General features: G+C 40.4%; 34 protein-coding genes. 16 read left to right on the forward strand and 18 right to left on the reverse strand.

Annotation, left to right across the window (positions count from 1 at the left end; translation table 11 throughout):
- Positions 1–152: 152 nt before the first annotated feature.
- The 4 genes from WA1_RS08575 to nagA all read right to left on the reverse strand — a co-directional run bounded on the left by WA1_RS08575 (position 153) and on the right by nagA (position 3,092).
- Positions 153–533, reverse strand: coding sequence for a DUF423 domain-containing protein (locus tag WA1_RS08575; RefSeq protein ID WP_017745479.1), 381 nt, complete (start codon positions 531–533; stop codon positions 153–155).
- Between the two features lie 12 nt (positions 534–545).
- Complete coding sequence (locus tag WA1_RS08580; RefSeq protein ID WP_017745478.1) at positions 546–1,028, reverse strand: hypothetical protein; 483 nt, start codon at positions 1,026–1,028, stop codon at positions 546–548.
- A gap of 106 nt (positions 1,029–1,134) precedes the next feature.
- The gene (gene bchM, locus WA1_RS08585; RefSeq protein WP_017745477.1) at positions 1,135–1,824 is read right to left on the reverse strand and encodes a magnesium protoporphyrin IX methyltransferase; all 690 of its coding nucleotides are present in this window, start codon (positions 1,822–1,824) and stop codon (positions 1,135–1,137) included.
- A 38-nt stretch (positions 1,825–1,862) separates the two neighbouring features.
- Positions 1,863–3,092 carry an N-acetylglucosamine-6-phosphate deacetylase gene (gene nagA, locus WA1_RS08590; protein ID WP_017745476.1) on the reverse strand — a complete coding sequence of 410 codons (1,230 nt, stop codon included), beginning with the start codon at positions 3,090–3,092 and terminating at the stop codon, positions 1,863–1,865.
- Positions 3,093–3,401: 309 nt separating this feature from the next.
- On the opposite strand from nagA, the gene purE reads away from it, so the two are divergent.
- The 6 genes from purE (at position 3,402) to WA1_RS08620 (ending at position 11,568) form a co-directional block, all read left to right on the forward strand.
- On the forward strand, positions 3,402–3,929 hold the full coding sequence (gene purE / locus WA1_RS08595; protein ID WP_026134889.1) for a 5-(carboxyamino)imidazole ribonucleotide mutase: 528 nt from the start codon (positions 3,402–3,404) through the stop codon (positions 3,927–3,929).
- An 853-nt stretch (positions 3,930–4,782) separates the two neighbouring features.
- Positions 4,783–6,393, forward strand: a complete 1,611-nt coding sequence (locus WA1_RS08600) for an ammonium transporter (protein ID WP_026134888.1) — start codon at positions 4,783–4,785, stop codon at positions 6,391–6,393.
- Positions 6,394–6,742: 349 nt separating this feature from the next.
- Positions 6,743–8,101 carry an ammonium transporter gene (locus tag WA1_RS08605; RefSeq protein WP_017745473.1) on the forward strand — a complete coding sequence of 453 codons (1,359 nt, stop codon included), beginning with the start codon at positions 6,743–6,745 and terminating at the stop codon, positions 8,099–8,101.
- Positions 8,102–8,227: 126 nt separating this feature from the next.
- Positions 8,228–9,100 carry an SGNH/GDSL hydrolase family protein gene (locus WA1_RS08610; RefSeq protein WP_017745472.1) on the forward strand — a complete coding sequence of 291 codons (873 nt, stop codon included), beginning with the start codon at positions 8,228–8,230 and terminating at the stop codon, positions 9,098–9,100.
- A gap of 101 nt (positions 9,101–9,201) precedes the next feature.
- Positions 9,202–10,410: a 4-hydroxy-3-methylbut-2-enyl diphosphate reductase gene (locus WA1_RS08615; protein WP_017745471.1), complete on the forward strand. Its 1,209-nt coding sequence runs from the start codon at positions 9,202–9,204 to the stop codon at positions 10,408–10,410.
- 294 nt (positions 10,411–10,704) lie between these two features.
- Complete coding sequence (locus tag WA1_RS08620) at positions 10,705–11,568, forward strand: SDR family oxidoreductase (protein WP_017745470.1); 864 nt, start codon at positions 10,705–10,707, stop codon at positions 11,566–11,568.
- Positions 11,569–11,571: 3 nt separating this feature from the next.
- On the opposite strand, the gene WA1_RS08625 is transcribed toward WA1_RS08620, so the two are convergent.
- A complete protein-coding gene (locus tag WA1_RS08625) occupies positions 11,572–11,937 on the reverse strand; it encodes a hypothetical protein (protein WP_017745469.1) in 366 nt (121 codons plus the stop codon).
- Complete coding sequence (locus tag WA1_RS08630; RefSeq protein ID WP_017745468.1) at positions 11,934–12,251, reverse strand: hypothetical protein; 318 nt, start codon at positions 12,249–12,251, stop codon at positions 11,934–11,936. Before WA1_RS08630 ends, WA1_RS08625 begins: the two co-directional genes overlap by 4 nt.
- Positions 12,252–12,622: 371 nt before the next feature.
- Between WA1_RS08630 and WA1_RS08635 the strand changes: the two genes are divergently transcribed.
- A complete protein-coding gene (locus tag WA1_RS08635; protein ID WP_017745467.1) occupies positions 12,623–12,913 on the forward strand; it encodes a hypothetical protein in 291 nt (96 codons plus the stop codon).
- Positions 12,913–13,302 carry a type II toxin-antitoxin system VapC family toxin gene (locus WA1_RS08640; protein WP_017745466.1) on the forward strand — a complete coding sequence of 130 codons (390 nt, stop codon included), beginning with the start codon at positions 12,913–12,915 and terminating at the stop codon, positions 13,300–13,302. The genes WA1_RS08635 and WA1_RS08640 overlap by 1 nt, the downstream gene beginning before the upstream one ends.
- 13 nt (positions 13,303–13,315) lie before the next feature.
- Here WA1_RS08640 and WA1_RS08645 read toward each other — a convergent pair whose 3' ends face one another.
- Genes WA1_RS08645 through WA1_RS56770 form a run of 3 tightly spaced genes read right to left on the reverse strand, consistent with a single transcriptional unit; the run spans position 13,316 to position 14,079 of the window.
- Positions 13,316–13,654: a type II toxin-antitoxin system PemK/MazF family toxin gene (locus tag WA1_RS08645; protein ID WP_017745465.1), complete on the reverse strand. Its 339-nt coding sequence runs from the start codon at positions 13,652–13,654 to the stop codon at positions 13,316–13,318.
- The gene (locus WA1_RS08650) at positions 13,654–13,890 is read right to left on the reverse strand and encodes a hypothetical protein (RefSeq protein WP_017745464.1); all 237 of its coding nucleotides are present in this window, start codon (positions 13,888–13,890) and stop codon (positions 13,654–13,656) included. The genes WA1_RS08645 and WA1_RS08650 overlap by 1 nt, the downstream gene beginning before the upstream one ends.
- Before the next feature lie 33 nt (positions 13,891–13,923).
- Positions 13,924–14,079 carry a hypothetical protein gene (locus tag WA1_RS56770; RefSeq protein ID WP_158516615.1) on the reverse strand — a complete coding sequence of 52 codons (156 nt, stop codon included), beginning with the start codon at positions 14,077–14,079 and terminating at the stop codon, positions 13,924–13,926.
- A gap of 1 nt (position 14,080) precedes the next feature.
- Between WA1_RS56770 and WA1_RS08655 the strand changes: the two genes are divergently transcribed.
- Both WA1_RS08655 and WA1_RS08660 read left to right on the forward strand, forming a co-directional pair.
- Complete coding sequence (locus WA1_RS08655) at positions 14,081–14,320, forward strand: hypothetical protein (RefSeq protein WP_017745463.1); 240 nt, start codon at positions 14,081–14,083, stop codon at positions 14,318–14,320.
- The gene (locus WA1_RS08660) at positions 14,317–14,706 is read left to right on the forward strand and encodes a type II toxin-antitoxin system VapC family toxin (protein ID WP_017745462.1); all 390 of its coding nucleotides are present in this window, start codon (positions 14,317–14,319) and stop codon (positions 14,704–14,706) included. Before WA1_RS08655 ends, WA1_RS08660 begins: the two co-directional genes overlap by 4 nt.
- 104 nt (positions 14,707–14,810) lie before the next feature.
- Here WA1_RS08660 and WA1_RS08665 read toward each other — a convergent pair whose 3' ends face one another.
- Positions 14,811–18,335 (reverse strand): two-partner secretion domain-containing protein, encoded by a 3,525-nt coding sequence (locus WA1_RS08665; RefSeq protein WP_017745461.1) that lies wholly within the window; start codon positions 18,333–18,335, stop codon positions 14,811–14,813.
- On the opposite strand from WA1_RS08665, the gene WA1_RS08670 reads away from it, so the two are divergent.
- The 3 genes from WA1_RS08670 to WA1_RS08680 all read left to right on the forward strand — a co-directional run bounded on the left by WA1_RS08670 (position 18,326) and on the right by WA1_RS08680 (position 20,120).
- Positions 18,326–18,667 (forward strand): hypothetical protein, encoded by a 342-nt coding sequence (locus tag WA1_RS08670; protein ID WP_148662656.1) that lies wholly within the window; start codon positions 18,326–18,328, stop codon positions 18,665–18,667. The genes WA1_RS08665 and WA1_RS08670 overlap by 10 nt on opposite strands.
- Positions 18,668–18,729: 62 nt before the next feature.
- The gene (locus tag WA1_RS08675; RefSeq protein ID WP_017745459.1) at positions 18,730–19,467 is read left to right on the forward strand and encodes a hypothetical protein; all 738 of its coding nucleotides are present in this window, start codon (positions 18,730–18,732) and stop codon (positions 19,465–19,467) included.
- A gap of 212 nt (positions 19,468–19,679) precedes the next feature.
- On the forward strand, positions 19,680–20,120 hold the full coding sequence (locus WA1_RS08680) for a hypothetical protein (RefSeq protein WP_017745458.1): 441 nt from the start codon (positions 19,680–19,682) through the stop codon (positions 20,118–20,120).
- Positions 20,121–20,186: 66 nt separating this feature from the next.
- Here the strand turns inward: WA1_RS08680 and WA1_RS08685 are convergent, their stop codons facing one another.
- Genes WA1_RS08685 through WA1_RS08695 form a run of 3 tightly spaced genes read right to left on the reverse strand, consistent with a single transcriptional unit; the run spans position 20,187 to position 20,904 of the window.
- Positions 20,187–20,405, reverse strand: coding sequence for a type II toxin-antitoxin system HicA family toxin (locus WA1_RS08685; protein ID WP_017745457.1), 219 nt, complete (start codon positions 20,403–20,405; stop codon positions 20,187–20,189).
- Positions 20,405–20,647, reverse strand: coding sequence for a type II toxin-antitoxin system HicB family antitoxin (locus WA1_RS08690; RefSeq protein WP_017745456.1), 243 nt, complete (start codon positions 20,645–20,647; stop codon positions 20,405–20,407). The genes WA1_RS08685 and WA1_RS08690 overlap by 1 nt, the downstream gene beginning before the upstream one ends.
- Positions 20,648–20,697: 50 nt before the next feature.
- Positions 20,698–20,904, reverse strand: coding sequence for a hypothetical protein (locus WA1_RS08695; RefSeq protein WP_017745455.1), 207 nt, complete (start codon positions 20,902–20,904; stop codon positions 20,698–20,700).
- 230 nt (positions 20,905–21,134) lie between these two features.
- On the opposite strand from WA1_RS08695, the gene WA1_RS08700 reads away from it, so the two are divergent.
- A complete protein-coding gene (locus tag WA1_RS08700) occupies positions 21,135–21,581 on the forward strand; it encodes a DUF6932 family protein (protein WP_017745454.1) in 447 nt (148 codons plus the stop codon).
- Positions 21,578–22,105, forward strand: a complete 528-nt coding sequence (locus WA1_RS08705) for a helix-turn-helix domain-containing protein (RefSeq protein WP_017745453.1) — start codon at positions 21,578–21,580, stop codon at positions 22,103–22,105. The genes WA1_RS08700 and WA1_RS08705 overlap by 4 nt, the downstream gene beginning before the upstream one ends.
- An 80-nt stretch (positions 22,106–22,185) precedes the next feature.
- Here WA1_RS08705 and WA1_RS08710 read toward each other — a convergent pair whose 3' ends face one another.
- From WA1_RS08710 to WA1_RS54785, 5 genes are all read right to left on the reverse strand, one after another.
- Positions 22,186–22,728: a hypothetical protein gene (locus tag WA1_RS08710; RefSeq protein WP_017745452.1), complete on the reverse strand. Its 543-nt coding sequence runs from the start codon at positions 22,726–22,728 to the stop codon at positions 22,186–22,188.
- A gap of 246 nt (positions 22,729–22,974) precedes the next feature.
- Positions 22,975–23,610: a Uma2 family endonuclease gene (locus WA1_RS08715; RefSeq protein ID WP_017745451.1), complete on the reverse strand. Its 636-nt coding sequence runs from the start codon at positions 23,608–23,610 to the stop codon at positions 22,975–22,977.
- A 439-nt stretch (positions 23,611–24,049) separates the two neighbouring features.
- A complete protein-coding gene (locus WA1_RS08720) occupies positions 24,050–24,373 on the reverse strand; it encodes a hypothetical protein (RefSeq protein ID WP_017745450.1) in 324 nt (107 codons plus the stop codon).
- Between the two features lie 72 nt (positions 24,374–24,445).
- On the reverse strand, positions 24,446–24,637 hold the full coding sequence (locus tag WA1_RS08725; protein WP_017745449.1) for a hypothetical protein: 192 nt from the start codon (positions 24,635–24,637) through the stop codon (positions 24,446–24,448).
- A 328-nt stretch (positions 24,638–24,965) separates the two neighbouring features.
- Positions 24,966–25,280 carry a hypothetical protein gene (locus WA1_RS54785; protein ID WP_148662657.1) on the reverse strand — a complete coding sequence of 105 codons (315 nt, stop codon included), beginning with the start codon at positions 25,278–25,280 and terminating at the stop codon, positions 24,966–24,968.
- Positions 25,281–25,328: 48 nt separating this feature from the next.
- Between WA1_RS54785 and WA1_RS08730 the strand changes: the two genes are divergently transcribed.
- Positions 25,329–25,946 (forward strand): Uma2 family endonuclease, encoded by a 618-nt coding sequence (locus WA1_RS08730; protein WP_017745448.1) that lies wholly within the window; start codon positions 25,329–25,331, stop codon positions 25,944–25,946.
- Positions 25,947–26,182 lie beyond the last annotated feature (236 nt).

Genomic DNA, 26,182 nt, shown 5'->3' on the forward strand with positions numbered 1-26,182 from the left:
CACTCTCAATACTACAAGGGATACGATAATTGAGGTGTCAGAACCCCGGTTTCTCAAAGAAACCGGGGTTCTAATTCCCGCTTAGGAGAGTAGTATTGAGACAGGACAGGCGAGATGCCCGTCCCACAAAAAAATCACAAATTTTAAATTTCCTAAAACTTTAAGCTCCAAGCAGCGAAAGCTAAAGCACCCCAACCAGCAATTAAAGCAGCCCCTCCTAGAGGCGCAATTGCTCCTAAAGACTTAACTCCACTTAAGCTCAGAGCGTACAAGCTACCTGAGAAAATGGTAATGCCAATAATAAATAACCACCCACTTGCTAAAAGAGTAGGTGATTGGGAGTCAGTACGAGTTAGTAAGATTGCCACTGCTAATAGTGCAAGAGCATGGTACATTTGGTAGCGAGCACCAACTTCAAAGATTTCGAGCGATCGCTCGCTGATTTTCTCTCGCAGTGCATGAGAGGCAAAAGCACCTGAGGCGACGGACAAACCTCCCAAGATAGCTGCCAAGCTCAAAAAAATTCGTATCATGTTGAAGACTTTCTAAAGGTCAAAGTGGTAAGATATTCCGCCATCTTCACTCACCTTAAAACTAGCATTAAATATTTTTGCTTGCTCGTCTAAATATTTTCTAGCAGTAGCTGGAGGTAGTTCTGACTGCATGGCAAAGCTCAGAAGTGTAATGCGTCCGCTATTGTCTTGGAGCATTCGGTAAAAAGTAGATTGCATTTCCTCACTTGCTTGCTGCTTGAGGACTTTTTTATCCTGCTGACTTTGGCGGAACAATCCCATTGCCAGCCATACTCCCAGTATTGAGGTAGGAACACCAAAAACTAGTCCGTGCAGCGCAGTATTATCCAGTACATATATAGCTTCTTTATTGAGAATTTCTTGCGCCCCATACAGACTTGGTGGAAATGGCTTCTGCATGGAATTCTTCTGGATGGCTGCAGATGCTGATATTGTCAAAAACATAAAGCCTAGTGAGAGTAGCCAACCCGCCGCCAATTTTTCAGCAGTCTTCATAATTCTTGTTGTATCTCTAAATTGAAACCTTGCTTGTGATTCTAACCTCACTTTTTAGTAATCAGTGATCAGTGACCAGTGACCAGTGACCACTAATTACTAACCACTAACTACTTCGATTTGCTTCTAGTAAGCGGGAGAAGTAGAAGCTAGTTTTAGTCATGGATTGACGTTGCACTGAAAATCCGTTACTTTCCAAAATCTTTACTACATCCGCCTCTCGGTGTAAATAGGCACGAGTTGCTTTACTAGGACCGGGAAAGAAACTGCCGATCTTCTTTAAGATACTGAGGGCAAAAGTTTTCGGTGCAAAACTGAGAATAAGTCGCGACTGCGATAAAGAACAAAGGTGAGAAATCATCTCTGCTGCTTTATCTTGAGGATAGTGGATGAGAACATCCAAGCAGATAACAGTATGGTAGCTACCGCTTAAGGTTTCTAAATCCTGCACGGCAAAAGTGGGGTTTTCACCCTGTCCCAAGGTATTTAAAGCCCGTTCCTTGGCTTCTTCTACCATTTTGTCAGAAATATCACTGGCGTAGACCTTTGCTCCTGCTTGTGCAAGAGGAATGCTGAGACTACCTACACCACATCCAGCATCGCAGATGGACATTCCTGCTAAGTTATTATCTGCTGTCAACCAGGATATGACTGTATCAACAGTTTGTTGATGACCGTTACGGATATCTAGCTGAACTTTGTTGACTTCGCCATCACCATAAATACGTCTCCAACGGTCAAAGCCTGTGGAGTTGAAATAGTCCTTAACAATGGTTTTATCGTCAGTTACGTTCATGAAATTCAATTTTCAAGGTTTCCCAATGGATCATGATCTCACGCCAAGGTTGGCAGCGCATACGGTAACATCCTTTGCCAGGACAGTTCTTTTGTGGATTCTTTTAAGTGCCAGCGCAACAGTTGAGTAGCAGGAACGTTAGAGATTATAGTAGGTAAACCGATCGCGCTTCTTGGTGCCACCGTAGCAAGTGCGATCGCTTTATCCGCGTCACATATTTCCCACTTCACCAAGTTTTGCACACCTGCAAGTACAGGAAGAGTTGTTCCTGATAAAGTTCCATCAAAAAGACGTGCTGTTCCTTGTTTCACTTCTATTTGGCGATTATCCCAAGGATACACCCCATCTGGTAGTCCCAAAGGGGCTAGGGCATCGCTAACAAGGAAAAGCCCATCCCACAAGTGTTCGTGTATCTCCTGCCTGGTGCGAGAAACGCTAGCACGGAGTAAAATTTGTAACATAATTGGGGAGACGTGCTGACCATCGGCAATAAAACCACACATGACATTAGGGTTCACAATTGCTGCACCTAATAATCCAGGTTCGCGATGGTGTAATGGAGGCATGACATTAAAAGCATGAGTCACCATTGTTGCGCCTAACTCAAAAGCATTTTGTGCTTGGGCTGCTGTAGCTTGAGAATGCCCTAGACTAACGGTAATACCCAAAGAACGTAAAAATGGAATCACTTCACCCTTAAGATCTAACTCTGGTGCTAGGGTGATAACCTTGACAATGCGAGCGCGATCGCCCAAAACTCTTTTGACTTCTTCTAGAGTCAGTGGTAAAAGATACTCGGCTGGGTGTGCGCCACGCTTGCCATAGTTCAAAAATGGTCCTTCTAAATGCACGCCAAGAATTTTTGCACCCACTTCTTGGTTCGCCATATACTGAGCAAAGACCGCAAGCGATCGCTGAACATTTTCGACTGAAGTTGTAACAAGAGTCGGAAGAAAAGCATCTATTCCCAAACTCCACAAAAATTTACAAATATCTGCCAGTCGGTAAGCATTTTCTATTGAGAGGTCAGTAAACGCCAATCCCAACGCACCGTTAATTTGTAAATCAACACCTCCCAAGGAAATCCAGTCGCCCCCAACATCCCAAACTTGCAAATTTTCTGGCGGAACTCGTTCGAGAACTTGAGACATTGGTAAAACGTGCTCAACTATACCCTGGTGATTTACCAAGAGCATCTGTAACTCTTTGTATCCAGGTACCCTAGCGTTAATAATGTCTATCGGAGTAGCAATAGGGCGATGCGTCATAAGATTTTGGATTTTAGATTTTGGATTTTAGATTTTGGATTTTAGATTTTGGATTAACCGATTTTGGATTAACCGATTTTGGATTTTAGATTTTGGATTTTTTGATTGGGCATTAGTATTTCTTCCTTGTCTCCCTTGTCCCTAACCCCTTATTGCTAATCTTTCTACATAACGATAATTCATCTTACAAATACAGGCGCATCATGTACGTCAATAGATGAGATGATCGTGTATACAGCTTACCCAATTCCCAAATCAAAAATCCAAAATCGGTTAATCCAAAATCCAAAATCCAAAATCCAAAATCCTATGACTCCCCTTGTCGGCATTATCATGGGTAGCGATTCAGATCTACCAACCATGCAAGGAGCGATCGCAATTTGTGAAGAATTTGGCGTTGTCTGTGAAGTCGCGATTGTGAGCGCCCACCGTACTCCAGAACGCATGGTGGAGTATGCCAAATCGGCACACCAGCGCGGTCTGAAAGTCATCATTGCTGGTGCTGGTGGTGCTGCTCATCTTCCCGGAATGGTTGCGTCTTTAACTCCGCTTCCCGTCATCGGTGTTCCCGTTCCCAGCCGTCACTTACAAGGGGTTGATTCGCTGTACTCTATAGTACAAATGCCCGCAGGTATACCAGTCGCAACAGTTGCTATAGGTAATGCTCAAAATGCTGGTCTTTTGGCAATACAGATTCTTGCTACCCATCAGCCGGAACTACAAGAACAAGTGCAGCAATACCGCCAAAATTTACTAGAAACAGTTACAGCAAAGCAAACAAAGCTAGAAAATCTTGGCTATCAAGAATATCTCAGCCAAATGCGATCGCCTGAATAATCAATGTTCTTTGAGAGATGTTAAAACAAGACTGTCAAAGAAAAATTAGAAAGTTTTCAAGAAAAACTGTATTGAAATTTACAGAATGGAAATAGAATTTTTATAGTGACCAGTAACCAGTGAACAATAACCTATTACCAATAGGATACAAGTTCCTAAATTTCTTTATGGAAGAAAGAAATAGATTCATTATTTAAATCCCCTACTTTTAACTATGATGATTAACTGGTCACTGGTAACTGGTCACTGGTCACTGATGACTGGTCACTGATGACTGGTCAAGTGTTAACAGTTCATAATTTTACGAAATGAATTTTAACTATATTGCTACACTGCAAAAGAAATAGCAATAACAAGTAAATACAAGTAAAAAGCCTTATTCGTAAAAAAATACCACTAATATAGTATTTTTTAACTTACAAACGCTTATTAAGCTTTTTGAGATGGTGCTACAAAGGTGGTCTGTAAGTATATAAAGTATCCGGTTTTAACTAGATATCCAGAACCCCGACTTCTTGAAGAAGTCGGGGTCCGGATCCATTTTTAGTAATTTCAATTATATTTTTAGTAAAAAGTCAATAAAGTGGTCTTGACTGTTTTGCAAAATACATAATAATTTTTTAAGAATATTAGTAACATCTGTAGAGGTAGCAAAATTAGTTGATTGACGGCGAACTCATTTATTGACATACTGATTTTCACTTAACCGCTTGAGGGAATGAAAATCAGTTAGTGGAAACAGCTGACTTGCCCAAATGTCGAATATCAAAAACGACTTCCACAACGCTTCAGACGTTACCCAACCTTTACTCAACGTATTTTTCCGGTATTTCAAGGATTGGTTGAGAGCATAATGATAAAGAGCACAAACAAAAACAGATTGAGAACAAGAAACAGGCGGCGGTTGTTACATCAGGGTAGCAGCTCACAAAATTACTTATTTATCAAGCAATTGAGCGGAGCCATCAAACGGTTATCGCCAAGTTGGCAAGCTTGTATTCCAATAGCTTGCATGATTGTCCTGGCATGGGGCTGTGCAGCAGTTGCCCAAACCCCTGCACCAGCAGGACCAACCACAGCCGAATTGAAAGTTGCAATCGATACACTATGGGTAGCGATCGCAGCCTTCCTGGTATTTTTCATGAACGCCGGTTTCTGTATGTTAGAAACTGGTTTCTGCCGTCAGAAAAACGCGGTTAACGTACTTGCCAAAAACCTGATTGTATTTGCCCTTGCCACTGTTGCCTTTTGGGCGATTGGTTTTGGCTTGATGTTTGGTGACGGCAATGACTTCATCGGATTAAATGGCTTCTTCCTACAAGGTGCAGACAACAGCCCTGCAACGGCAAGTGCTTATAAGGGAATATTTAGCGCTCTTAACTGGGCTGGTGTACCCCTTGCTGCCAAGTTTTTGTTCCAACTCGTGTTTGCAGGAACAGCAGCAACGATTGTTTCGGGCGCTGTTGCCGAACGGATTAAGTTTGTTGACTTCCTGATTTTCAGCCTTTTGCTCGTAGGGATTGCCTACGCAATTACCGGTCACTGGATTTGGGGCGGTGGCTGGCTTTACAAGAAAGGTTTCTTTGATTTTGCAGGTTCCACAGTAGTTCACTCCGTTGGTGGATGGGCAGCATTGATGGGGGCTGCATTGCTTGGACCGCGTATTGGTAAATATCAGGATGGGCAAATTGTTGCCTTACCCGGTCACAACATGAGCATCGCCACCTTAGGTTGTTTAATTCTGTGGTTGGGCTGGTTTGGTTTTAACCCAGGTTCCACAATGGCTGCAGATCCCAATGCTATCACTCACATTGCTTTAACAACCAACATGGCAGGTGCTGTTGGTGGAATTGCCGCCACAATCACAGCTTGGCTGTACTTGGGTAAACCAGACCTTTCCATGATTATTAATGGTATTCTGGCTGGTTTGGTTGCTGTCACCGCACCCTGTGCTTTTGTCACGATTCCGAGTTCCTTTATCATTGGTCTTGTAGCTGGAGTTTTGGTTGTTTTCTCCGTCACCTTCTTTGACAGAATTGGTATTGATGACCCTGTAGGAGCCACCTCCGTTCACCTCGTATGTGGTATTTGGGGAACTCTAGCAGTAGGTTTGTTTGCCGTAGGTACTGGTAGTGCTGCCTTCCCCTGGTATACAGACGGTCTTGGTCCAGCTAAAGGTTTGTTTGCAGGTGGTGGCTTGGGACAACTAGGCGTTCAGTTTCTGGGCGTCCTGACTGTTGGGGGTATCACTGTTCTCCTCAGCACAATCTTCTGGCTTGCACTGAAAGCCACTTTGGGTATCAGAGTTTCTAGAGAAGAAGAAATCGAAGGCTTGGATATTGGCGAACACGGTATGGAAGCTTATAGCGGATTCGTCAAAGAAGCTGGTGCAACCGGATTTACAGAAGCGGGTATCCATTCAGCTGCAGTTGCTCGCTCAGGCGACATACCTAATACGTTGTAAAATGGGCATTCGATTTTTGAGTACAAAAGCGTAGGGCTGGCATTGCCCTACCTCCAAAAATTTGTAGAGACGCGCCATGGCGCGTCTTTATGTATATTTAAACGCAAAACTGAGAAATCATGCAAAAAGTGCTTATAAAATCGCAAAAATTTATTAACTTCAGATAATCTCATAATTTTTCAGTACTTGACAACTTGCATAAGAAGTATTAAATCTATAAATCTTGCTAAAATATCAAGAATTTGTAACTTTCGCTACTGTTTTTTGTATCAAAAGTTACTGAAATGAATATACCTCACACAAAAAAATTGTTGGTGCGCGGGAACAAAAGTAAGTGTTGAAAAAAGTGATGACGATTGGGGCTATGACCCTACTGTTTCTGGGTGGACCGTTGATGGCTAACGCCGTTGCTCAAGGAACCGGAACTCCACCTGCTCCCGATACAGGGTCTACAGCTTTTATGCTGATTTCAGCAGCATTAGTGCTGCTGATGACACCTGGTCTGGCGTTTTTCTATGGAGGCTTTGTGCGATCGCGCAACGTTCTCAACACCCTGATGATGAGCTTCGTGCTAATGGGAATTGTGGGTGTGACTTGGATCTTATGGGGATATAGCCTTTCGTTCGCACCCAATGAATCCATACTGGGGAAAGTTATTGGTGGATTTCAGTGGCTGGGTTTAAATGGGGTTGGTTTTGAGACAACTGAATACGCACCGAAAATACCCCATCAAGCATTCATGATTTACCAAGCCATGTTTGCCATTATTACCCCAGCTTTAATTTCAGGTGCGATCGCCGAGCGAATGAACTTTACAGCATATTCTTTGTTCGTCTTGTTATGGTCAACATTTATTTACACTCCTCTTGCCCACATGGTATGGGGTAAAGGAGGATTCTTGGGGTTATTGGGTGGTATAGGCGCTCTTGACTTTGCTGGTGGAACAGTTGTTCATATCAGTTCTGGAATTTCTGCCCTCGTTGCAGCGATTGTCCTCGGACCTCGAAAAACCTATCCAGATCGTCTTAGCCCACCTCACAACGTTCCTTTTATCTTGTTAGGTGCTGGTTTGTTATGGTTTGGTTGGTTTGGCTTCAATGCAGGTAGTGCTCTAGAGGCAAATAATTTAGCAGTAGCAGCTTTTGTCAACACCAATACAAGCGCAGCCGCAGCAACCTTAACCTGGTTGATTCTAGAAAAATCACTGCGTGGTAAACCAACAGCAGTAGGAGCAGCCACAGGAGCCGTTGCAGGATTGGTAGGCATTACACCAGCTGCAGGATTTGTCACACCCCTAGCATCAATCTTAATTGGTAGCATTACTGCCTTTGTCTGCTTTTATGCCATTAGCTTTAAGCACAAAGCTCAAGTTGATGATGCTTTAGATACCTATCCCGTGCATGGCGTAGGCGGGACAGTGGGAGCAATTCTGACAGGTGTATTTGCAACCACAACAGTCAACTCAGCAGGCAAAAACGGCTTGTTATATGGCAATCCTGGAGAATTACTGGTAGAAATAGTAGCAATTGTTGTTGCGTATGTTTTTGCTGGGGTCGGTACCTGGATTATTCTAAAAATTCTAGATGCCACAGTTGGTTTGCGGGTCAAAGAAGAAGAAGAATTCCAAGGTATGGATATTAACGAACACGGTGAAGAAGCGTACAACGACGAGATTGGAGACCGGATTAACATCTCTCAAAAAGGATGAAGTATAAAGTATGAAGTATGAAATTTTCTCCTTTATCCTTCATACTTTATACTTTCGGAGGAGTGTGGGCTAATTTTTAGAATTCAGTTAGAATCTGAGTCAAAAATTTACTGTATTTAGTTACTCGTGAACACTCCTGCAAAAACCTTCCCCACCTGGGTGTTTCTATCTCTCGCCACCAATGTCATTTTAATCTTCGCGATCGCTCTGCTGATTGCCCGACAGCAGGAATTGGCAGCGTTTTTTGGGCTAATCCCTAATCCCACTACAATCAACCCAGAGAGTCAATCCAAAGCTCAAGCCGCCACCTTACCTGTAGTGCCTAAGTTGGGACCGCGTCACCAACTTAGTTACTGGGAATGGGTAGACATTCTCAAACAAGAAGCTAAAGTAGCTGCCAAAAAGAACCTGCAGCATTTGACAATACTAGCAGGAGATTCTCTCAGTCTGTGGTTTCCTTCTGAGTTATTACCCAAAGACAGAAATTGGCTAAATCAGGGGATTTCTGGAGAAAAGACAACAGGATTATTAAAGAGATTAAACTTATTCAACGCCACCAATCCAGAGACAATTTTTGTCATGATTGGGATTAATGACCTGATTCGAGGGGTCAGCGATGAGACAATTTTAGAGAATCAGCAGCAAATCATGCGCTCTTTGCGAAAGAGCCATCCAACAGCGCAAATTGTAGTCCAGTCGATTTTGCCCCATGGAGTCGAACAAGTCACTTGGGAAAGCAAAGAGAAACTGCTCGCAATTCCTAACAGTCGCATTCGCCAATTAAATCAGCAACTAGAAGGCATAGCCAAAAAAGAAGGCGTAAAGTATTTAGATTTATATCCTTTATTTGCTAACAGCCAAGGCAATCTGCGTTCCGAACTCAGTACTGATGGGTTACACCTGAGCCAGAAAGGTTATTTGGTTTGGAGTTCTGCTATACAGTTATATGGTGCAATAGAATTACACAACACGAAGAAAATGGCTCAACAGATACGCTGATAGAACATTTTGTACATCAGCTTTTCAAAATCCTTGTGCCAACCCATCGAATTCACGTCTTTGCAAGGGAAAATAAAAAATGACAATTTAAAATAAAAACAATGGATACCAAAGCTTTTAAACGTTCTCTACAGCATTCAGAAAACTACCATCGTAAAGGGTTTGGTCACCAAGCAGAAGTCGCTACACAGTTAGAGTCGGAGTATCAGAGCCAATTGATTCAGGAAATTCGCAACAGTAACTACACCCTAACTCGTGGAGATGTTACCATTTACCTAGCCCAAGCTTTTGGTTTTTGTTGGGGTGTGGAACGTGCTGTAGCAATGGCTTATGAAACCCGCACCCATTTTCCCACCGAACGCATTTGGATTACGAACGAGATTATTCACAATCCCTCGGTGAATCAACGAATGCGGGAGATGGACGTAGAGTTTATTCCTGTAGAAGGAAGCAAAAAAGACTTTTCTGTTGTGGGTTCTGGAGATGTCGTCATCCTACCCGCTTTTGGGGCAAGCGTCCAAGAGATGCAAATCCTGAACGACAAGGGTTGCAAAATAGTCGATACAACTTGTCCTTGGGTGTCTAAAGTGTGGAATACTGTTGAAAAGCACAAAAAAGGCGAACACACTTCTATCATTCACGGTAAATACAAGCACGAAGAAACAGTTGCAACTAGTTCTTTTGCTGGTAAATATCTCATAGTACTGAATATGGGGGAAGCTGAGTATGTAGCTGACTATATTCTCAACGGTGGCAACCGCGAGGAATTTCTAGCAAAATTTAGTAAAGCTTGTTCTTCGGGTTTTGACCCCGATAAAGATTTAGAACGGGTGGGGATTGCGAATCAAACCACCATGCTCAAAAGCGAAACCGAGCAAATTGGAAAACTGTTTGAGCATACTATGATGAAAAAGTATGGACCTGCTGAGTTAAATCGGCACTTCCAAAGCTTCAACACAATTTGTGATGCTACTCAAGAACGTCAAGATGCCATGTTGGAGTTAGTGGAACAAAAACTGGATTTAATGATAGTGATTGGTGGGTTTAATTCATCAAATACCACACAATTGCAACAAATAGCAGATCAACGGGGAGTTGTTTCGTATCATATTGACAGTGTCGCACGGCTTTTATCGGGCAACAAAATTGAACATAGAGAACTCAATGGGCAAATAGCGATCGCAGAAAATTGGTTACCAGACGGGAAAATAGTAGTAGGAATCACCTCTGGTGCCTCTACACCGGATAAGGTGGTAGAAGACGCGATCGAAAAGATTTTTGAATTTAAGGCGACAGCCGTTGTTGCGTAATTGAGAATTGGGCATTGGGAATTGGGAATTGAGTGATAAGTTAGGATAAACTTCTTTGTCTACCTTGTCCCCCTTGTCCCCCTTGTCCTCCTTGTCCTCCTTGTCCTCCACTCCCCACTCCCTACTCCCTATAAATAAAAAACCCGGTGGTGTACGAATACCGGGTTTTGTAGTTGTTGAACTTGTTTTGGTTGACCTACTAAACATAAGGTAGATCGAAAATTAGTCTTGTGGATTCTTTATAGAAGAACTTTGCTAAAAATTTAACTGAGGTTCATTCAAATGTATACTATTATGAAAAAAATGTTAATTACAGGAGTGAGTGGCTTTTTAGGTTGGCACCTTTGCCAGTTAGCTAAACAAGAATGTGTTGTATACGGAACCTACTTTTCCCACTTTGTAGAAATCCCTGGTATAACCACCTTAAAAGTTAACTTGACAGATTTTCAGGAGCTAAAGCAAGTTTTTAGCGATATCAAACCAACAGCAGTGATTCATACTGCAGCACAATCCCAACCCAATTTTTGCCAAACGCATCCTCATGAATCCTATGCAATTAACGTAGAAGCCTCATGCAATATTTCCGGGCTTTGTGCAGATGCTTCAATTCCTTGTGTTTTTACCTCAACAGATCTAGTTTTTGATGGTTTAAATGCTCCGTATCGAGAAACAGATCCAGTTTCTCCCGTCAATCTTTATGGAGAACATAAAGTTATGGCAGAAAAAGGTATGTTAGAACGTTATCCTAGGACAGCTATTTGCCGAATGCCATTAATGTTTGGGATGGCAACACCCACCGCCACAAGTTTTATACAGCCCTTTATTCAAACTCTCAAAGAAGGAAAAGATTTAAATTTATTTATAGATGAATTTCGGACTCCAGTGAGTGCAAGAACTGCAGCAAAAGGATTATTGCTAGCATTAGATAAAGTACAGGGATGTATTCATTTAGGAGGAAAAGAGCGGATTTCGCGATATGATTTTGGTCTATTGATGGCGGAGGTGTTTCAACTTTCAAGCAGTCATATTAAAGCTAGCCGACAGCAAGACGTGAAAATGGCAGCCCCTAGACCTTCTGATGTTTCTTTGGATAGTTCCAAAGCTTTTGCGTTGGGGTATCAACCTTTATCTTTACGAGAAGAATTAGCTATAGGGTAGCCATCATCCCAATGTTAGCAAGCGGTTGGGCATATCAACTAATAATCGTCGTGTTGTTAACCATTGACGCCCAAGTAAAACTTCGGATAAACCTTTACCAACGTGAACGGGAATATCATATTCTTGACCGTCTATTTTTATTTTACCTGCGTAAATATCAAACTTAAAATTCCCCCGTGCGGTTTGCATCGTTTGTCGGTCAACATAAACCCAACCAAACCCATCTATATCTTGCTTGTCCATCGCTAGCCAGTACGAGAAGCCGGTGTCGAATAAAACTTCAATTTGTAGCTCTAATCCCTGGCTATCAATCAGTGCTATCTCAATAAACAATGCATCCTCATCACCAAATTGACCTTCAAGTGTCATATCGTGCCGCAAACCCCTGTTTCATTAATTCGGAAAGTGTGGTGTATCTTGCCTGGATGTTTCTCCCGACATTTATGCCAAGCAGTTTCCAAATCTTTATCAATAAAATAGTCTCCACTATCAGGTTCAACAGTAACATACCAGTTGTAATGAGTCTCAATCAATTCCGATTTGACTTTATCAAAAATAGGTTTACAACGTTGATAAAATTCCTCCTGCTCCGCTTCCCATGCGGCAAATTGTTCTTCTGTCCACTGGATTTCGGGGAAAATGCGTCCTCGACGTGCGGTACGAATTATTTTGGTTTCAGTCATGGCTAGCTATAAAAATCCCAACACTTCTATTTTCTCTTATATATACCAATTGTAATTCAATTGAATTGGCATCTAGACAAGATGTATAATTGAAACTTAAGACAAAGTACAGAGGCGATCGCTATCATTATTCCTTAAATTTTTAAAAAAGTTTGGTGAGACTGTTTTGAAGTGAATTTTTATCTGGATAATTAACGTCAATACTTTCCGATAAATCAAGGTTGGAACTTGCAGCAGGAATTCACAAAAATGTAGGGTTTAATGTTACTATTAAAATCAACCAACTGGTAAAAAATTTAAGGTGAATTCAACGTTTTGCTTAAAGAGTTCTCGTAACGTATTTATCAACCATCAACACAAGGATTTTATCCATGAAAATTAAAGGAATCAAACGCGGTCAAATTATTGAACTTTTAGAACCAGTTGAGAATTTTCCAGATGGAGTAGAAATTGTCGTTGATTTAGAACCTCCCACTGAAAATAATAATACGAAAACTAAAAAAATACTAACACAGGAGGAGAGATTGGCAAGACTTAATCAATTATTTGGAGTTTGGAAAGACCAGCCTGAGTTAATAGAAATTTTTGCTGAAATTGACAAAGAACGCCATGCTTCTAGAGGAAGAAGTATGGACTCGATAGATACTCAAGATCATAGCTAATGTATCTACTAGACACTAATATCTGTATTGCACTGCTTAATGAGAATATAAAAGTAGTCTCCACATTCAATCGCTTTTTCAGTCAATGCTATCTTTCTACAATCGTCCTTTCAGAGCTTTATAAAGGGATTTACTGCTCTCAACAGGTTAAAAAAAACCTAGAAAGTCTTGTAGAACTGACTGAGTTACTACCTGTTGAGCCATTTGATTTAAATGCTGCTATGGAATTTGGTAAGATTCAGCGTACACTGAGACAGATTGGTAAACCCACAGGAGAAATAGATGCACTCATTGCAGCTGTTGCTCGTTCTCGTCAAGACATTCTCGTCACTAACAATATTAAAGACTTTGAAAATATACCTAACTTACAATTAGAAAACTGGTTATAGACTTGAAAAAACACTAAAGATACAAGATTGTTCGCAATCCTTCATCTACTTCTTCCTGTAAATGTGTTGGTAGTGCTCCAACACGTTCTACCAAAAACGTTTTATCAACAGTAAAAATTTGAGACACATTAGCTACAGAATCTTTGGGTAAACCTGTAGCTTCACACGGTAAAAACACATTCCCCGGAGCATCACTCAACCGAATGTTAGAAGTAATAATTACAACAATAATAGTTCTGATATGACTTTGAGTAAAAGTATCATCTTGAATAACTAAAACCGGACGACGATACCCAGGCTCCGAACCGACTGGATCGGGCAAATTTGCCCACCAAATTTCTCCGCGATACATTACCAATCCTCACATGGCAGTGACATAAATTGCATTTTTGCCAGAACTGGATCTAGTTCAGAGGACTCTTCAGAATAAACCTGATTTAATTTATTCAAAGTTTGATTGCGGTTGTATTTCCGTAAATATGCTATTAATGCTTTGGTATAAAGTTCACTACGTGATAACCCTAACTGTCCAGCCAGAGCTTCTGCCTCTTCAAACACTGAATCTGGAAGTGAAATTGCAGTTTTCATAGCTAGTCTCTTACTTGGTTACTACACATCCAGTTATACCATGACGGCAAGGAAAGCTACACCAATCTTGACTTCAACTATCTCGCGATCGTAGAGCGCTGGGGTGATGGTAAGGAAGGGCGTATAGATTGGCAATCCTATTTGATTTTTGAAAATGTTATGCTTGTTTAAAAAGGATTTGAGTTGCAAGATGAATGCTCATAAAGTAGAAGCCGTTTTAACTGAAAATGGAACTCTGATGCTGCAGGGGTTACCTTTTCACGCAGGGGATGCTGTAGAGGTAATCATTCTTGAAGCTAAAACCCCACAGCAGAATGTGACACCATCTAGTCAACAAGAAAAAAATCTTTATCCGATGCGTGGGAAAGTAGTCCGTTATGATGACCCAACAGAACCCGTTGCTTTGGAAGATTGGGAAGTTTTGCAATGATTGTACTTGACACGCATATTTGGGTTTGGTGGGTTGACGGTAACAAACGATTAACTGAAAAACATCAAGAAGATATAGAAGAATATCAATCTCAGGGTTTGGGAGTAAGTATTGTTTCTTGTTGGGAAGTTGCCAAGTTAGTAGAAAAAAATCGACTGTTTTTTTCTTGTTCAGTTAGTGAATGGCTAGAAGGGGCTTTGTCTTATCCTGGAGTAAAACTGTTAAATTTGACGCTACCAATAGTAGTCGATTCAACCCAACTAAGTGGGTTTCATAGCGACCCTTTTGACCAAATTATTGTAGCTACAGCTAGAAATTATGGGTGTCCTTTGTTAACTGTTGACACAAAAATCCTTAACTATTCTGGCGTGAAAACGCTTTTATAGATACTCCTACCTAAAAACGTTTTATCAACAGTAAAAATTTAAGATACATTAACTACAAAATCTTTAGTGTAAATCATGGGATATTTTTCAAGTAGAAGACTTTATCAGTCATTTTGACACTCTCGACTCATCACCAATTTCCCATCCCAGAGTCGATAAACTCCTTGTGGTTCAATGATAGGGTCGCCTTTTTTCCAATGAAATGATGTATTTTCATTTGTAATATTGCGGACATCACCTGTAGAATAATTTGACATTGATGCGTCACTAGGACGATTGGGTAAACCACCTGTACCTGTAATAATGAAGCTGCTTTGTTGTTTTTCCTGACTGCGGACTATACAACTATTGGCGAGAAGTGCGTTGGTATCAATCAAGTTCTGAGAGAGTTCAGTGAGGCTGTTTTGAAGCGAACTGTTATCCGGAGAATTCACATCAACACTTCCCGATAAGCCGACTCCAGAAGTTGCGGTAATATAGTTAGAAACATCGCTGAGCTTATTACCAACAAAGACACCTTGGGCGTTGATTCTGACTCGACCACCGCGAAAATTATCAGAGTTAGCGCTGATGCGGCTATTCTCTGGAGCGATTAAGAATTTTGTATTGATGTTGATGTTACCACCAATGACATTTTCGCCACTAGCGTTGGTGGTGATACTGCTGTTGCGACGGAGAGTTAAATTTTGGGTGTTGAGGTTGATGGTTGCTTGTTCTCGATTGGGATCTTTGTTAGGACTGCGGGTGTTGGCGTTGAGGGAGGCTTGATTGTCCAAGCGGATGGTGTCAGCGTTGATGGTCATAATACCAGCATTACCTGTTCCGCGACTATTGACAAATACTCCAGCGCGATCGCGTACAAATAGCTGACGGGTGTTAATAGTCAAATCTCCTGCATTACCAGTAGAACCCTGTTCAGTTGCAGTAAACAAGCCACTAGGATCGATATCGTTAACAGTCTTACCAATCAGTTGAACGTGATTGGCATTGACAGTTAAATTTCCTCCTTTACCCCTACCAAATGTGCCAGTACTAACCTGTGCCCCCATTACCAGCAAATCTTGAGTATTAATCGTAAAGTTTCCTCCATCCCCAGTTGAGCCAGGTTGAGCAGAACTGAACAAGCCACTGGGAAGACGATCATCAGCAGATCCACTGATCGCTTTCATGCTATTTGACGCATTAACAGTCAGGTTGCCTCCTTTACCCCTACCCAATGTGCCAGTACCAACTTGTGCTCCATCTCGTACAAGCAGATCTCGGGTATTAATCGTCAAGTCTCCCCCATCTCCACTTAAGCGACCTCGAACATCGGCAAACAAACCACTGGAAAAACGACCATCAGCAGACGTACCAATCAGTTGGACGCTATTTAAAGCATTAACAGTTAAATTCCCGCCTTGACCCCTACCAAATACGCTAGCACTAACTTGTGCTCCATCACGCACGAGTAAATCTTGAGTATTAATTGTTAAATTTCCCGCATTTGCAGTTGAACTGGGTTGAGCAGTAGCCAACAAAGCACTGGGAAAATCACCATCAGTAGATGTACCAATTAGTTGGACGCTATTTGAGGCGTTAACATTTAAATTACCTCCTGTGCCTCTACCAAAAGTATAAGCAGTAATGCGTGCGCCATCACGTACAGACAAATCTTTAGTGGTAATCGTCAAGTCTCCTGCATCCCCAGTTGAGCCTCGACTAGCAGGAGTTCCCAAGCCACTGGCAACACTACCATCTGCAGACGTACCAATCAACTGCACATTATTTGAAGCATTGACAATTAAATTACCTCCTTTGCCTGCACCAAACGTACCAGCAGTAACTCTTGCTCCATTTTGTACAAGCAAATTCTGAACTTTAATAGTCAAATCACCTCCTTTACTGGCACCAAAAGTGCTAGCGCTAACCTCTGCTCCATCGTCTACGAGTAACTCTTTTGTAGTAATTGTTAAATTTCCTGCTTCTCCGGTTGCAGCATCTCCTATTGAGTCTAGAGTAGCTTCGGCAAATAAACCACTGCTAAAACTACCATCAGCAGACGTACCAATCAGTTGTACGCTATTGGAGGCATTAACTGTTAAGTTTCCTCCTTTACCTGTACTAAATGTGCTAACAATGACCTCTGCCCCATCGCGCACAAGTAAATCTTTAGTAGTGATTATCAAATTTCCTGCATCGCCCGTTGAGCCTTGGTTAGCAGAAGCAAACAATCCACTGCTAAAACTATCATCAGCAGACCTACCAACGACTTGCACGCGACCAATTGCATTGACAGACAAATTACCTCCTTTACCTGCACCTAAGGTACTAGAACTAATCTCTGCCCCATCGCGCACAAGTAAATCTTGAGTATTAATCGTTAAATTTCCCACATCACCAGTTGAACCTCTGCCAGCAAAAGTAGACAAGCTACTGCGACCATTAATAGACGTACCAATAAGTTGCACGCTATTTGAGGCATTAATTGTTAAATTACCTCCCTTACCCGCAGCGAATGTGTTTGTTCCCACCTTTGCCCCATCGCGGACAAATAATTCTTTGGTGGTAATTGTTAAATCTCCACCTCTGCGAGTAGCGTTGGGAAACACATCATTTCTTATCTGACTTCCCTGCTCTACTTTTACTTGTTCTGTAGCATTTAGCGTAATATCTCCAGCTTTCGTCTCAGGTGTTCCCAAACCTTGCCCAATACCAGCAGAGAGTAAACTTCCTGCCAAAATTTCTACATTTCTAGCATTGACTGTAATATGACCTCCATCAGTCCCTTCTACATATATGGCTGCTTGATTTGTAAGCGATACATCAGCACGAGTCACATTCTCAATAAATCCCAACCTCAAATTATCCCCATCTAAGACAAGATTGATATTTCCAGATTCCGCCAATCCTCCCAACTCAACTCTCCCACCAAGAGCATTTAATTGTCCGCCATCCATGCTGACATTCCCACCCAGTAACAGCAAGCTCTTACCATCTGGTACTCGTAAACCAACTGCATCAAAACCTGCTGGATCTTTTCCTGTAGGCGCGATCGCGTTATTTTGAATTGACGCAGTTTTATTGATTTGGCTAAACAGAAAAGCAGATGGATTAATTGCCAATAGTTGAGGAACTTCCGGATTGGTGGCACTAAAATTTCCTGTCTCCCCAAACTGAATCGCATTAGCTGTAGTTGCTGCAAACGAACCATCAACATCTAAACTCGCATTCTTACCAAAAAGAATCCCATTGGGATTTATCAAAAATAAATTAGCTTTCGACTCACCAAAAGTACCCAGTCTGCCCAAAATCTCAGAGCGGTTTCTACCTGTGACTCGTGCCAGAATATTTTGGATATCTGTGTTAGGACTGGAAAAATAAGCTTCCCTACCCTCACTGATGTTAAATTCTCTGAAACTATGGAACAGGTTAATTGAGCGAGTTGCACCACCAGTAATCACCTCAAGCGGTTGTCCCTGAAAATTTTGTATGATTTGAGACGATTCAGCCCCAAGTGTGTCATCTGCTTGGATATTACTAGGAGTATTCTGAGGCAAAGCTCTATCAGCGAAGCTATTTAGCCATACTGTTGTCAAAAATCCTAAAAATCCTAAGTGCCAACAACCCAAACAGCGTTTTGTTTTCATTGGACTCACTCCCCATATATCTGGAGTATCTAACGATTTGGGATGAAAAAGCAATCATCTTTGTTACTGTGAAATTTACCGTCACCTCAGGATTTGCGATCGCGAAGCGCAAGCTGTACCCAGCTTATCGCATGAAGGCGCAAGCCGTACCCGGCTTATCGCTAAGCGCAAGCTTTACGCAGCTTATCGCATCGGAACTTGAGAGCGATCGCGTGCCAAACCTTAGTAAGTTCGTCACCTCATTATTTATTGTAATCAATAATACATTTTTGCATAAAACTGCAATCAATCTAGTAATTCTATGTATATTGATCGGCAGAAATAGTGCATGAATTTAGTTACTAAAAATCTGTATTCTACTGTTAATTAAATCAAACTATTGTTGGAGTCAAATATGATTTTTCTCAAGAATTATGTTCCTCTTGTAATGTTTGCATTCAGTTTTTTTACTGCCTTATTCCTACTTGGAGTACTAGTCAACAACAGCCTTACAAATGAAGTGCAAATTATCGATGGTCTTTTACTATCTGTTATGAGTTGTCTGTCATTTGTAGTAGGAAAATGGTTGGGTAGCAAGATTGAAACTGGTAATTCTCTATTAGAGAATCCTATGGATGAAAGCCTCGCACAATCAGTCCTCAATCTTTGGATTATCACTGGAGTAGCAGCGTTATATATCAGCTTTAATGGTCACAGAAATTTAGAAGATTTTGTTTTGCTAGAAGTAGTTGTCTTTTCTCTAGTTTTGTGGAAAACTTCAGCCAATCAATTGAAGGTAACGGTTACAGATCTTAAAGGAGTCAAGAGTGAGCTAGAAACAATTCAGAGTACGCTAAAAGTAACTCAGACTGAATTAAAAACAACTGAGACTGAATTAAAAACAACCGAGAGTAAACTGAAAATGACTGAAACTGAATTGAAAGCTACTGAGAGTAAGCTAAAAACGACTGAGACTGAATTAAAAACAACCGAGAGTAAACTGAAAATGATTGAAACTGAATTGAAAGCTACTGAGAGTAAACTAAAAGTTACTGAGACTGAACTGAAGACAACTGAGAGTAAGCTGAAAATGACTGAGAATGAACTCAATGCATCTCAAGAAAGGTTGACTAAATTTAATTACTCAGTATAAAACCAGAGTCTTTAGTTTAGCAATAAAAATTAATAAAAAGAATGTATTTTTATCATGCATATTTTGACTTTGCTTATAAAAATACTGAGAGGTGCAAGATACGAGAGAAGCTAATTTCGATAAAGAACATTTAAATGATTTAGCTTCTCTCGCTCAAACAATATCTTCAGTGAACTAATTACAAGCTTGAATGAAAAGAAGAACTCAACACAATGGAAACTTTAATCGATTTCGTTAATACTTTCTTAAACTGGCTAAGCACTACGTTAGAAAGTGTATTAAATTGGAGCATTATTTGTGTACAGGCGATCGCTTTTTTAGCATACTTTCTGTACACGGCTGCAATCAGAATTTTGATTGCAGTTGGTCATTGGTTAGCTACTTCATTGCAGTGGCTATTCAATGTCATTGCTACACTCTGTCACTGGCTCATTACATCCTTGGGAATTGTGGAGAACGGGCTTCTATACATTTTGGGTCTGATAATAGTTGCAATGATAATTCTGCTTTCCCAGCTAATAGGTCAGATCGCTTATCTAAAATCGGAGAACTATCAACTCAGAGCAGATAGACAGGAACAAATAGAGCGAGAAAATAGGAAAGCTATCATCCACGGTGCTATCAAGCTTATAGAATGGTTCATAAAACAGTAATGCATTTTGTTTGGTGCCGATCTTCAATATCTTTTTTTAACAATTCAGTAAGTCATGGGATATTTTTTAAAGAGCTTCCCAGTCATCTTTACTGACTTGAGCTTGCCGTAAGATTTTCGACAACAAACTTTTGCTAATATCTCCTTCATGGGGATTAGGAATAATTAACCTCAGTTCATCCTTAATCATAAATTGATGCCTCTTACCTGAATATGGTCCCTCAAAACCAAGTTGTTTCAAGTAATAAATTAAATCCCGTCGATTAATCGCTCCAAAGGTTGGCATTATGCCACATCCTGATTAAACGCCAGAGAAATTCCGTCTAGCACTGGCATTGTATGCCCTAGCTGCAATCCTAAAACTATCCACTCTTCCAAAGAATCTTTTAATTCTTCTTGACAAGTTTCAAGTGTAGGAGCATTGGCGTATAATCCTTGCAGTTCAGGCACTTCTCCATAAAAAGTGCCATCCTCTAATATTTCATAATTAGCACGCTTTAAAGCTGCTTTAATATACTCTGTCAGCATTTTTTATCTTTTAGAGATTTTTGCTTTATCTAGCAAATACATATCAGGTTTCAGGCGTGTCTGCTTTCTTCAGAGCAGGACTGGCGGTATTCTCGTCCTAAAGCCATCGCTTCTTCAAACGCTGGCTCGTCGGCAAAGATACCTGTGATGTCCTCCCACCAAGGTTTTGTTGGAGTTGCGCTGTTGAGTGTTGCGTGTTTGAGTTGGGTTTCAGCTTCGAGTTTGCTGAGTTGTTCTTCGATTTGCACAGAAGACATGGCTTTTAGTTAAACTTGAGGTTTTGAAGTTACTTGAGATTATAGCTCACTGAATTTTCACTTGTTAGGTATTTATGCGCTCATTGGGATGCTCCTTGTACAACTTATAGGCGATCGCACATATATTTGAGTTTGTTGGGTGGATAGTATTTTAGCTAGAAAGAATTAGAATTCTAATATTTATGATACGCTCCTAACTGGATATTTCATCTGTGTTAGGATGTGAGAAAATGATTCCGGAATTTGATGAAAATGGTAATTTACCACCAGGTGTTTATTTTTGTAAATGGGAGGAGTTTAAAGAAAGATTTGGAAATAGTTTCAAGAGAGAACGAATGATAAATGGTTTAGAAGTGGCAATGACGCAATTAAAAGCAGCAGGTTGTAGAACAATTTATATAAATGGTAGTTTTGTTACCAGTGAACCAAACCCTAATGATTTTGATGCTTGTTACGATAATGACACTGTAGATATCGATTATCTTAGAAAGAATGCTCCTAAACTAATTAATAGTTTTGACCGACAAGCACAAAAATCTAAATATCAAGGTGAAATTTTTCGTTCAGATGAGCCAGTTGGTGATTTGGGTTTAAACTCATTTGAATTTTTTCAACGCGATAGAATGCAAAATAGAAAGGGCATTATTGCTATTGATTTAGTGAGGTGGGAACCATGATTAAAAATGAAAAGCAATATGAGTATAGCAAAGAGTGCGCTAAAAAATTTGAATATTCTATAGCTATAGTCGAACAAGATGAAGCATGGAAGCAAAGAGATCTCGATAGCTGGCAGCTTGACATTGATGTCAAAAAGTCTCATTTAATAGCTTTACAAGAAGAAATTGCTGAATATGAAAAGCTGATTCATTGCGAGCAAAGACAGTCAATTAAAATTCCAGTTGAAAATTTCAACAAGCTGCCAGATGTATTAATAAAAGCTCGCATAGCAGCAAAAATGAGCCAGAAAGAACTAGCTGAGATTTTAGGTTTTGAAGAACAACGAATAAAAGAGTGTGAAGATAAAGATTATCAATGCGCTAGTTTTAGCGAAATCCTCGAAGTAAGTGCAGCTTTGGGAGTAGAGTTTGACAACGCTTTTATTCTGGTGAATTTTGAGGAAATAGAAGAAGGAAAAAAAAGTGCTCAAAAGTGGCGTAAATGGCGAGAATTAAGGATGAATCTAAAATCTCAAGCTTCCTAACGCGCTTCTATTATGTTTGCGTGAGATAATGAGTGCTGTGTATCGCCTGAACTGAGTAGATTGGCACTCAGCATATTTTATCAGTCATTTTGACATTCTCGACTCATCACCAATTTACCATCAGAAAGTCGATAAACTCCTTGAGGTTCGATGATAGGATCGCCTTTTTTCCAGAGATGTGATGTATTTTCAGTGGTGACATTGCGGACATCACCTGTGGGATAATTGGATACTGTATCCGAAAATAAAGCGCTAAGAGATCCCCTTTCTGAACTAGTTCCAGAAATAGTGACTGCATCTTTTACATTGATATAAATATTCCCCGCATCCCCCTGTCCATAAGTTGAGGTAATAAGTTCAGCCCCGTCTTGTAATGACAGTGATGCAGAATTAATGTCAATATTGCCCCCCTTACCTATACCTCCTACTGAAACCGTGCTCAAAATACCAGCGCTACCTGCAAGAAAAATAGAATCTGATGCGCGTACTGTTACATTCCCCGCATTCCCCTGTTCGGAACTATTACCCCCATTGCCTACTGTTCCTGTTTCCACTGAACTGCGAATCCCACTGACAAAACCGTTTTTCATCCCAGCAATATCAACAGCACCACTGACTTTCACATTGACATGACCTGCATCCCCTCTTTCTGCTCGTTGAGTAGCAGATGCATCACGAGTACTGGTTGATAGTTGAGCGCCATCTCGTAGTGTTAGTGAAGCAGCATTGATGTCGATATTGCCACCCTTACCTACTCCTCCGGCTGCTACGTTGCTGAGGATGTCACCACCTGCAAGGGAAACAGCATTTTTTATCTTTTAGAGAGTTATGCCTTATCTAGCTAAATACATATATAGAAGGAGCACGCTTTAATTAGCCAAATTAAAAATTTGTTGCGCGGTGAGATTAAATTGTGGGAAGGTAGGAGAGACAATCACATCATTCCCTCTAAACGTTGTTTTTACATATTCCCCATCAACCAGCTCGTGTACAAAAATAGTAGGTTGTTTGGGATGACCAATAAAATTACGCCCTCCCAAAGCAGCATAATCTACAATCCAGTATTCAGGAATACCCATACCTTCATAATCACGGAGTTTATCGTAATAGTCGTCCTGCCAATTGGTACTAACAACTTCTACTATTAAGTTGACCGAAGTTGCATTTTGGATAATTGATTCACTTTCCCAGCGCGTCTCAGTAGCGATAGTTTCTTTATTTAAAACAATGATGTCCGGTTCGTACCCAGACTTGTCTCGGTACGGTTTTACAATCGATTCTCTGGGTATTGTCCAAATATCCCCTTTCCCCATTTCTCTAATAGCTATAAGTAATCTTTCAGCAAGAGAACCCGTCAAATTTGAATGCTTCCCTTTAGGTTTTGACATCTCGACAATGACTCCATCATGCAATTCGTACCGGAATTCTGAGTTTTCTGGATACCATTCGATAAATTCATCAAAGGTATATAACTTTGCTTCGGTTTGTGCTTGTGCTTGGTTCATAGTTACAACCTCCACATCATATATTTGACTTTAACATCCCTAGAAAATCAACGCTCAATGCCATAAACCGCACCCCGAACCAATTAGATCTGCCAAATCATTTTAAATCTAATACCCGTGAATGAAATTGCCCCTGAGAACGAGAAACCCTTATTGAGCAAGGGATACAAGCGTTCAAACGGCAATTGTTAATCCACACAACTTATTCACGAAAATACCGCGCACTGCGATCGCAAAGCGCAAGCTGTACCCAGCTTATCGCCTTTTTTGTTGGCTTTGGCGATAGGCGAACCGCCTAACGGCTTAAGCCGTATCGCCAAAGATTCGATAAAAATGCCCAAAAGCATTTCATTGAGGGTGTTCGAGAGATTTGACGAAATTCATTCACGGGTATTGATTTTAAATCCCGTTAATACTTTCCAACATACTTCAGACATATTCAGGCTTCCATGGGGTCTGGTCTACCAATTCCGAGTTCTTGAAGTTTGGTTTTCACGTCTTGCCATTCAGTACCACAGTAATAGTATTTTTTATCCAAAATATTTGCTATATAAAAGCCTTGTTTTGCACCGTTGATACATCGCAATTCTGCTGCAATTTTCTCCATAGAGGTATCGAAGACAGCAAACAAGTCTTCCATATCTAGGTCAGGGGCATTAAAAAAATTAACGAACGGCTTTCCTTCTCTAAAAGCCCATACCTTATTACGGCGCTCAATAATTTGATAATAAATTGGACGAACGATCGTTTCAGTTTCTAACATAATGATTTATCCTAAAAGTATCGCAGTTAGTCAGCCTCTAGGGGCAAGCTAGAGGCTGACTGCTAATGTCAACTAGTTATCTTCTTGAGAGTTGTCTTGCGGTTCATCCGCAATGTCATCTAACTCGGCGTTGACATCTTCTGAATCAACAAGGTATCTCTCGCCAGTGATTTTATCTTCTTTCATCCACCGATTAAGGACAAGACGGATAAAAATCTTAACTGGGTTCCAAAAACCTTGATGACCGTTACCGTTTTTATTCAATCAATCACCTCCTTAATTATTATTGAGTAACTGGGGACTAAGTATCCCCAGATTTATTTTAGATTACTTTTACCTCATAAATTTAACCACTTTTAGTAGATCAAGTGACTAAATAATTCGTGATTCGTAAGAAAAAAATTTATGAATTAGGAATTAATTAATAATGATGTATTTGAGGGTAAAGTACTAAAATAATCATAATTCCTAGTATGCACTCCTTTACGCACACTTAAAAAGTATAACTACTTAATATAAAACAGTGATCGCATTGTTAAATGTTTATGCACTCATTGGGATACTACCTGTAAAACTTACAGGCGATCGCAACTTAGTAGTTATTTTGAAATAGGGTCAAAGTTGATGAGTTTATAGAGAAAAAGACCTTTGCTGAAATTGGCAAAGAACGCCATGCTGATAAAGGAACGCTAATTATTATTTTATCAGTAGCGTTGACTGTGATTTTTCCTGCGATCGCCTTTGAAAGACAGTGCGATAAGCGCTCTTTCAGCTTGCGCTTCGCGATAAGCGCTCTTTCGGCTTGCGCCAAGGGCGATCGCGCCATCTTGACACTATACAGTGCTTTTGTACTAATATTGGTTAAAGCGGTTATGTATCTTATATCCTGCACTTGTAAAATAGACAAAGACTCACTTAAAAAAATATAGTAAGCAAGTAAAAAGGAACTCAAAAAATGGCTTTAACTATACCCAAACAAGTAACCTTTGAAGAATTTATAGCTTGGTATCCAGAGAATTCTAATCGCCGTTATGAACTACACGATGGAGTAATAGTTGAAATGACACCACCAGTCGGTCCACACGAAGAAATTGTAGGTTTTTTAGCTCGAAAATTAACTATTGAATTTGACAGACTAGACCTGCCCTACATTATACCCAAAACAGCCTTTATCAAACCTGAAGAAAACGAATCGGGTTACTCTCCAGATATATTACTGTTAAATCGTCCTAATTTAGTAAATGAACCTTTATGGAAAAAAGAATCGACAGTTAGTCAAGCTGCATCAATCCCGCTAGTTATTGAAGTTGTAAGTACCAACTGGCAAGATGATTATTATTTAAAACTTGGTAGATATGAATGGATGGGTATTCCAGAATATTGGATAGTGGACTACGCTGCTCTAGGCGGAAGGAGATTTATAGGAAATCCCAAACAACCTACGATTTCTGTATATTCCTTAGTCGAGCGAGAGTATCAAGTTCTTCAATTTCGAGGTAATGACTGTATACAATCAGCAATATTTCCAGAATTGAATTTAACAGCACAACAAATTTTTGATTCTGCCAAATAATAGGGGAAATTATTTCATGGGCAACTTTAACTACTCCCGAACCACCGTATAACACTACATCCAAGTTCTATACCCCTTTACAATTCAGTCCGCGCAGGCGGACTTTGTTTGTATAGCCGCGATTTCTAATCGCTAGGGCAAAAAGGGTTTATAAAAGCGGATTTAATATTAAATTTTTTACATAAGTAAATACCATCAGCGTTCATCTGCAGTTAATAATTAATTTCTTAAACTTT

This window comes from Scytonema hofmannii PCC 7110, assembly GCF_000346485.2.
GTDB lineage: Bacteria > Cyanobacteriota > Cyanobacteriia > Cyanobacteriales > Nostocaceae > Scytonema > Scytonema hofmannii.

Excerpts from the sequence above, each read along its gene's own strand:
- WA1_RS08575 (WP_017745479.1), bottom strand. The coding sequence starts at position 533 with ATGATACGAATTTTTTTGAGCTTGGCAGCTATCTTGGGAGGTTTGTCC.
- WA1_RS08580 (WP_017745478.1), bottom strand. The coding sequence starts at position 1,028 with ATGAAGACTGCTGAAAAATTGGCGGCGGGTTGGCTACTCTCACTAGGC.
- bchM (WP_017745477.1), bottom strand. The coding sequence starts at position 1,824 with ATGAACGTAACTGACGATAAAACCATTGTTAAGGACTATTTCAACTCC.
- nagA (WP_017745476.1), bottom strand. The coding sequence starts at position 3,092 with ATGACGCATCGCCCTATTGCTACTCCGATAGACATTATTAACGCTAGG.
- purE (WP_026134889.1), top strand. The coding sequence starts at position 3,402 with ATGACTCCCCTTGTCGGCATTATCATGGGTAGCGATTCAGATCTACCA.
- WA1_RS08600 (WP_026134888.1), top strand. The coding sequence starts at position 4,783 with ATGATAAAGAGCACAAACAAAAACAGATTGAGAACAAGAAACAGGCGG.
- WA1_RS08605 (WP_017745473.1), top strand. The coding sequence starts at position 6,743 with ATGACGATTGGGGCTATGACCCTACTGTTTCTGGGTGGACCGTTGATG.
- WA1_RS08615 (WP_017745471.1), top strand. The coding sequence starts at position 9,202 with ATGGATACCAAAGCTTTTAAACGTTCTCTACAGCATTCAGAAAACTAC.
- WA1_RS08620 (WP_017745470.1), top strand. The coding sequence starts at position 10,705 with ATGAAAAAAATGTTAATTACAGGAGTGAGTGGCTTTTTAGGTTGGCAC.
- WA1_RS08625 (WP_017745469.1), bottom strand. The coding sequence starts at position 11,937 with ATGACACTTGAAGGTCAATTTGGTGATGAGGATGCATTGTTTATTGAG.
- WA1_RS08630 (WP_017745468.1), bottom strand. The coding sequence starts at position 12,251 with ATGACTGAAACCAAAATAATTCGTACCGCACGTCGAGGACGCATTTTC.
- WA1_RS08635 (WP_017745467.1), top strand. The coding sequence starts at position 12,623 with ATGAAAATTAAAGGAATCAAACGCGGTCAAATTATTGAACTTTTAGAA.
- WA1_RS08640 (WP_017745466.1), top strand. The coding sequence starts at position 12,913 with ATGTATCTACTAGACACTAATATCTGTATTGCACTGCTTAATGAGAAT.
- WA1_RS08645 (WP_017745465.1), bottom strand. The coding sequence starts at position 13,654 with ATGTATCGCGGAGAAATTTGGTGGGCAAATTTGCCCGATCCAGTCGGT.
- WA1_RS08650 (WP_017745464.1), bottom strand. The coding sequence starts at position 13,890 with ATGAAAACTGCAATTTCACTTCCAGATTCAGTGTTTGAAGAGGCAGAA.
- WA1_RS08655 (WP_017745463.1), top strand. The coding sequence starts at position 14,081 with ATGAATGCTCATAAAGTAGAAGCCGTTTTAACTGAAAATGGAACTCTG.
- WA1_RS08660 (WP_017745462.1), top strand. The coding sequence starts at position 14,317 with ATGATTGTACTTGACACGCATATTTGGGTTTGGTGGGTTGACGGTAAC.
- WA1_RS08665 (WP_017745461.1), bottom strand. The coding sequence starts at position 18,335 with ATGAAAACAAAACGCTGTTTGGGTTGTTGGCACTTAGGATTTTTAGGA.
- WA1_RS08675 (WP_017745459.1), top strand. The coding sequence starts at position 18,730 with ATGATTTTTCTCAAGAATTATGTTCCTCTTGTAATGTTTGCATTCAGT.
- WA1_RS08680 (WP_017745458.1), top strand. The coding sequence starts at position 19,680 with ATGGAAACTTTAATCGATTTCGTTAATACTTTCTTAAACTGGCTAAGC.
- WA1_RS08685 (WP_017745457.1), bottom strand. The coding sequence starts at position 20,405 with ATGCCAACCTTTGGAGCGATTAATCGACGGGATTTAATTTATTACTTG.
- WA1_RS08690 (WP_017745456.1), bottom strand. The coding sequence starts at position 20,647 with ATGCTGACAGAGTATATTAAAGCAGCTTTAAAGCGTGCTAATTATGAA.
- WA1_RS08695 (WP_017745455.1), bottom strand. The coding sequence starts at position 20,904 with ATGTCTTCTGTGCAAATCGAAGAACAACTCAGCAAACTCGAAGCTGAA.
- WA1_RS08700 (WP_017745454.1), top strand. The coding sequence starts at position 21,135 with ATGATTCCGGAATTTGATGAAAATGGTAATTTACCACCAGGTGTTTAT.
- WA1_RS08705 (WP_017745453.1), top strand. The coding sequence starts at position 21,578 with ATGATTAAAAATGAAAAGCAATATGAGTATAGCAAAGAGTGCGCTAAA.
- WA1_RS08715 (WP_017745451.1), bottom strand. The coding sequence starts at position 23,610 with ATGAACCAAGCACAAGCACAAACCGAAGCAAAGTTATATACCTTTGAT.
- WA1_RS08720 (WP_017745450.1), bottom strand. The coding sequence starts at position 24,373 with ATGTTAGAAACTGAAACGATCGTTCGTCCAATTTATTATCAAATTATT.
- WA1_RS08730 (WP_017745448.1), top strand. The coding sequence starts at position 25,329 with ATGGCTTTAACTATACCCAAACAAGTAACCTTTGAAGAATTTATAGCT.